The 4272-nt window shown below is 67.3% G+C and carries 6 protein-coding genes; all 6 read right to left on the reverse strand.

All coding sequences use genetic code 11. The annotated features are described in order from the left end of the window. Positions 1-522, reverse strand: a 522-nt coding sequence (locus ACFDSW_RS15625) for an SDR family NAD(P)-dependent oxidoreductase (protein WP_375251189.1), incomplete at its 3' end; no start/stop codon positions are given. A gap of 193 nt (positions 523-715) precedes the next feature. Continuing rightward, entirely contained in the window at positions 716-1435 is a 720-nt protein-coding gene (locus tag ACFDSW_RS15630) for a DUF6796 family protein (RefSeq protein WP_375251190.1), read from the reverse strand. 9 nt (positions 1436-1444) lie between these two features. Then, positions 1445-3043, reverse strand: coding sequence for a PepSY-associated TM helix domain-containing protein (locus tag ACFDSW_RS15635; protein WP_375251191.1), 1599 nt, complete (start codon positions 3041-3043; stop codon positions 1445-1447). Between the two features lie 6 nt (positions 3044-3049). Continuing rightward, positions 3050-3346: a hypothetical protein gene (locus ACFDSW_RS15640; protein ID WP_375251192.1), complete on the reverse strand. Its 297-nt coding sequence runs from the start codon at positions 3344-3346 to the stop codon at positions 3050-3052. Then, a complete protein-coding gene (locus ACFDSW_RS15645) occupies positions 3343-3618 on the reverse strand; it encodes a hypothetical protein (protein WP_375251193.1) in 276 nt (91 codons plus the stop codon). Before ACFDSW_RS15645 ends, ACFDSW_RS15640 begins: the two co-directional genes overlap by 4 nt. Then, positions 3615-4272 (reverse strand): alpha/beta hydrolase (locus tag ACFDSW_RS15650; RefSeq protein ID WP_375251194.1); only part of this gene is annotated, 658 nt, incomplete at its 5' end. The genes ACFDSW_RS15645 and ACFDSW_RS15650, both read right to left, overlap by 4 nt.

The raw sequence follows: 4272 nt of genomic DNA on the forward strand, positions 1-4272 counted from the left end.
GCGCACCGCCGGCGCATGGTCGATCGCCATCGCGCGAGTCAGATTCAGGACCGCCGCCTTCGCCGCATTGTAGGCTGCGAAGCCGTAATCGGCCGCCATACCGGATGCCGATGCGACGTTGACGATCGATCCGCCGCTACGGGCAAGATGCGGGATCGCCATCCGGCTCGCCCAGAATACCGATGAAACATCGACGCGCATCACTTCGTCCCAATGCGCAAGATCAATGTCGGTGACACGACCGAACGATCCCATGCCGGCATTGTTGACCAGCGTATCCAGTCGCCCGAATTGCGAAATGGCCGCCCCGATCATATGCTCGATCGCCTCAGGATCGATGACGTCGATCGTCAGGCCCAGATGCCGCGCGTCGCCGAGGTCGGCGATAACACGCCGCCATGCGTCCTCTCGAACATCCGCCACGACGACCGATGCGCCCTCGGCGGCAAACCGGCGAACCGTCGCCTCGCCGATCCCAGACCCGCCGCCCGTCACGATGACGACCTTGTCGCTAAACCGCATGTCCGCTTTCCCTGCTTCGTGCCGTCACAAAGCATGCGCCACAATGCCGGTCCATCGACGGAATTCCGTCAGCGCGGCGAGATGCTGGAAAGCGACCCTGGACATTGCGGTCGTGCGGAGCGTTGCTGCGGCGCTTTCGATCGCAAAACCGCACCATCATCGTTCCGCGGCCAGCCGCGACGATTCCCCTTCCTTACCGTGCGACGGTCCTGCCGCCATTCCAAAGCAGGATCGTGGAAAGCCCATAGACGATGAAGAACCCGACATTGAGGGCAGCGGCGAAGAACCATGGCCCGACCGGTGTCGGTAACGCCGCGCCCATGGCAGCGAGCAGCAGCGGCACAACGGGATTGAGCACCACCGCCGACCAGCGGGGATAGCGGGTCGGGCGGGCAAGGATCGTCGCGCACAGCAGCAGCATGCCGAGCGCCAGCGGGATCACTGCCAGGAACCATGCGGCAGCCTGCATATGGCTGAACTGCGCCCCCAGCGTCAGCAGCGCGGGGTGCGCCGTGACCGGAAGCGCCGGGATCGTCTTGTACACCATGCCGGGGTAATAGAAGGACGCATGACCAAGCGGCGACCAGGCATTGGCGCAGAAAAGCAGCGCGAACGCGGCGAACGGCAAAGTGCCCCCCGCCGGTTTCACGCCCTGATACAAATGCCAGCTTCCGGCTAGATAGAGCGGGATAGACAGGTTGGCGATCATCGCCCCCGCCGCCAGCCTCGGCTCGTCGAACGGCAGCATCCAAGCCAGCGCCTTGAACGGAATGCGGTCGGCATAGTCGCGCAGCAGCAGGGGGAATTGCTCGGCCGGCGCCGACCCGCCGACCAGCAGGACATCGCCGATCGCCCAGCAGATCGCGCCGACGATACCGGCTATCCCGGCGGCCCGTAGGGCGACGAGGTTCATGCCATTCTCCTATGTGGTGGCGAGGGACGGGTCGGCCCAGACACTGTCACGCGGCCCGGCCATAGCCCGTCGCCGCGCCGCCCTGGCCATCGTAGCGAAACCGGCCGCGCCGACGACCGCGACCAGATCAACCAGTCGGCTTGCGCCGGGATGGCTCCAGCCATGCGCCAGCACAGGGGACAGAATCGTGGTGAGCGGAATGGCGGTGGTGGCCCCTGCCGCTGCCCATAGCAACGCCGATCCGCTGCGCGCCGCACCGCGCAACAGCGCCCAGATGACGGCGGCGACGAACACGAGATAGTAGATAGCGCTATGCCATGCGGCGAGATCGGCCCGGCCGACCGGCAACCACTTCGCGGCGGCGATCGTCAGCGAGATGCCCGCGATGCACCCCAACGGCACCCCCACCGTCAGGCTTGCCAGGATCCGGGTGGCACGGCTCTGCGTCACCGCGCCCGCCTTGCGCTCCTTGCGACGGCGGCTCTCGATCCAGAGCAGATTGCCCGAGTAGAACATGAACGCCCCAGCTAGCCCAAGCAGGAAATAGGACCAGCGCACGGGCGCACCGCCGAAGCTGCCGAAGTGCAGCGTGAAGAAGGACGTGACCGCTGCGAACCACGGCCCCTGCCGCCCCGGCATATAGTTCGCCTCTGTCATCGCGCCGGTGCGGGTGTCGATCTCCGCCCGGCCATAGGTCGGCGCGCGCATCCCATAGCGCGGATCGACGCCGGTGATGTCGCCATGCGCGCCCTGCTTGGCATCATAGCGGTAGGTGATCGAGCGCAAGGCGAAGCCGGGTGCCTGGACCGCAATGCGCCGTTGCACATCAACCGGCGACAGCGTGTCGCGCACCGCGTCATAGGCGGGCGGGCGTGGCGGACCGGGTGGCGGTGGGGGACGCCGCCTGACCGTCGCGGTGCCGACCTGGTTCACCGCGCCTTGAACGTCGTAGATCTGGTCGTGGAAGGCGAAGATGACGGCGGTGATCGCCATGATGATGTGGAACGGCAGGCTGAACAGCCCCAGCAGATTGTGCAGGTCGAGCCACATCCGCTTCACATTCTTGCCGAAACGCAGCGCGAACAGATCCTTCGTCAGGCTTGGCAGCAGGCAGATGATGCCGGAGATGATGGCGACGGCGTAGAGCAGCGAAATCACGCCCATGATCGGCATCGCGACCGCGCGACTGAACGGCAGACCGACCTGCTGATGAAGCACGTCGACCAGCTCCGACACCGGCGACGGATCCTGCCGCACCACCTGCAACACCCCGTCAGGCGTCTGCGCGGCGAGAAAGGTCGGGCCGGGCGCCCGGCGGGTGCCGGTGGTCCAGCTTAGCCGCGCGGGCTGATCGGGGCCGGTGTCGAAATGCACGGTATAAGCGGCGCGCGCATCGGGCCGGGCGCGCAGCACCTTGTCGATCAGTTCGGGCGTGTGATCCAGCGACGGCGGCGCGGCGATACGGGTCGGCCCGGAGGCCCAGCGATTCAACGGCTCGGCGAACATCGTGATCGCCCCGGCATAGAAAGCGACGAACAGCGCCAGTCCGGCGATAATGCCGACCCAGCTATGCACGTCCTTATAGGTCTTCACGATATCGGTGCGCATCGACGATCACCCGAGAACAAGACGCGCGGCGGCATAGATCGCCCAGGCCAACAGATTGGCGAGTGCGAGCCAAGCCCATGCCCGCGCGCTGCTGCGGAACAGGAAGCAGAGGCCGAGGATCGCGCACCAGATCGGCGACGCCAGCCACATGGCGAGTTGCCGCTGCGCGCTGAACACGTCCGCGTCGGTCGAGACCAGAGTCGCGAAGGTGCAGGTCAGCGCCAGCGTGAGGGTGAAGCCGAGCACGGCAGCGGCCGACACCTTGCCGAACCAGTCGCGGCTGGTCAGCAGCGGGCGGCTCATCGCGGCGCTCCCCGCCGGAAACGCCACCAGCCGATCGCGACCGGCACGATGCTCCACACCAGCATCGCGGCCGTGGCCCAGGTGAAGACGGCGGTCGCCGGCCCCTGCACCGTCAGCAACAGCGCCAGCGCGATCAGCAGAAGCAGCGCCCCGACGATCCGACAGGGGCGTGCCGCCACGCCCGGACGGATCAGTGCCTGATGCCGCGTGCCGGTATAGAGACACATCGCCCCGGCGATGATGGCCGCCGTCGCACACCACGCCGCGATCATCGGCCTGGTCCCGCAAAGGCGAAGCGGATCGCCGCTGCCATCGCCGCCAGCATCGTCGTCCCATGCGACTGCCCTGGCAGCGACAGGAACCGCGCCCGGTCATGCTTCGCACCACCATCGAGCGAACCCACCAGTGCGGCCGGAAGTGCTGCCGCGCTATCGCCCTCGGCGATCAGGATGGGCGGCGCGTCCTTCACTGCGGCGGCCTCGCGCGTGATCAGGCCGTCGCCAAACCACAGCGACGGGCTGACCGCCACGATACCGTCGAACATCGCCGGGCGGGTCAGCGCGGCATGCAGCGCCAGCAGACCGCCGAAGCTATGGCCGAGCAACGTCTCCCGCGATCGATCGACCCGCCAGCGCTGGTGGACGAGCGGCTTCACCTGCCGCTCGACAAGGTCAAGAAACGCCTCGGCCCCGCCGGTCTTCAACCCGCTGGCGGGCATGGTCGCGGGGATCGTCCAGCCGGGCGCGGCGGGCGTATAGTCGCGGACCCGACGTTCCAGGGGCCCCGCCGCGATCCCGACCACGATGCCGTCCATCACTCCGCTTCTGGCACCCGCCTGCGCCAGGCGGCGCGCGGTCAGCGCCGTGATCGCGAAATTGTCCTCGCCGTCCAGCACATAGATTATTGGATAACCGGCAGGCGGCGGT

It is taken from the genome of Sphingomonas sp. (assembly GCF_042091075.1).
In the GTDB taxonomy this organism is placed as follows: domain Bacteria; phylum Pseudomonadota; class Alphaproteobacteria; order Sphingomonadales; family Sphingomonadaceae; genus Sphingomonas.

Coding starts and splice junctions, on each gene's coding strand:
- ACFDSW_RS15630 (WP_375251190.1), bottom strand. CDS start 1,435: ATGAACCTCGTCGCCCTACGGGCCGCCGGGATAGCCGGTATCGTCGGC.
- ACFDSW_RS15635 (WP_375251191.1), bottom strand. CDS start 3,043: ATGCGCACCGATATCGTGAAGACCTATAAGGACGTGCATAGCTGGGTC.
- ACFDSW_RS15640 (WP_375251192.1), bottom strand. CDS start 3,346: ATGAGCCGCCCGCTGCTGACCAGCCGCGACTGGTTCGGCAAGGTGTCG.
- ACFDSW_RS15645 (WP_375251193.1), bottom strand. CDS start 3,618: ATGATCGCGGCGTGGTGTGCGACGGCGGCCATCATCGCCGGGGCGATG.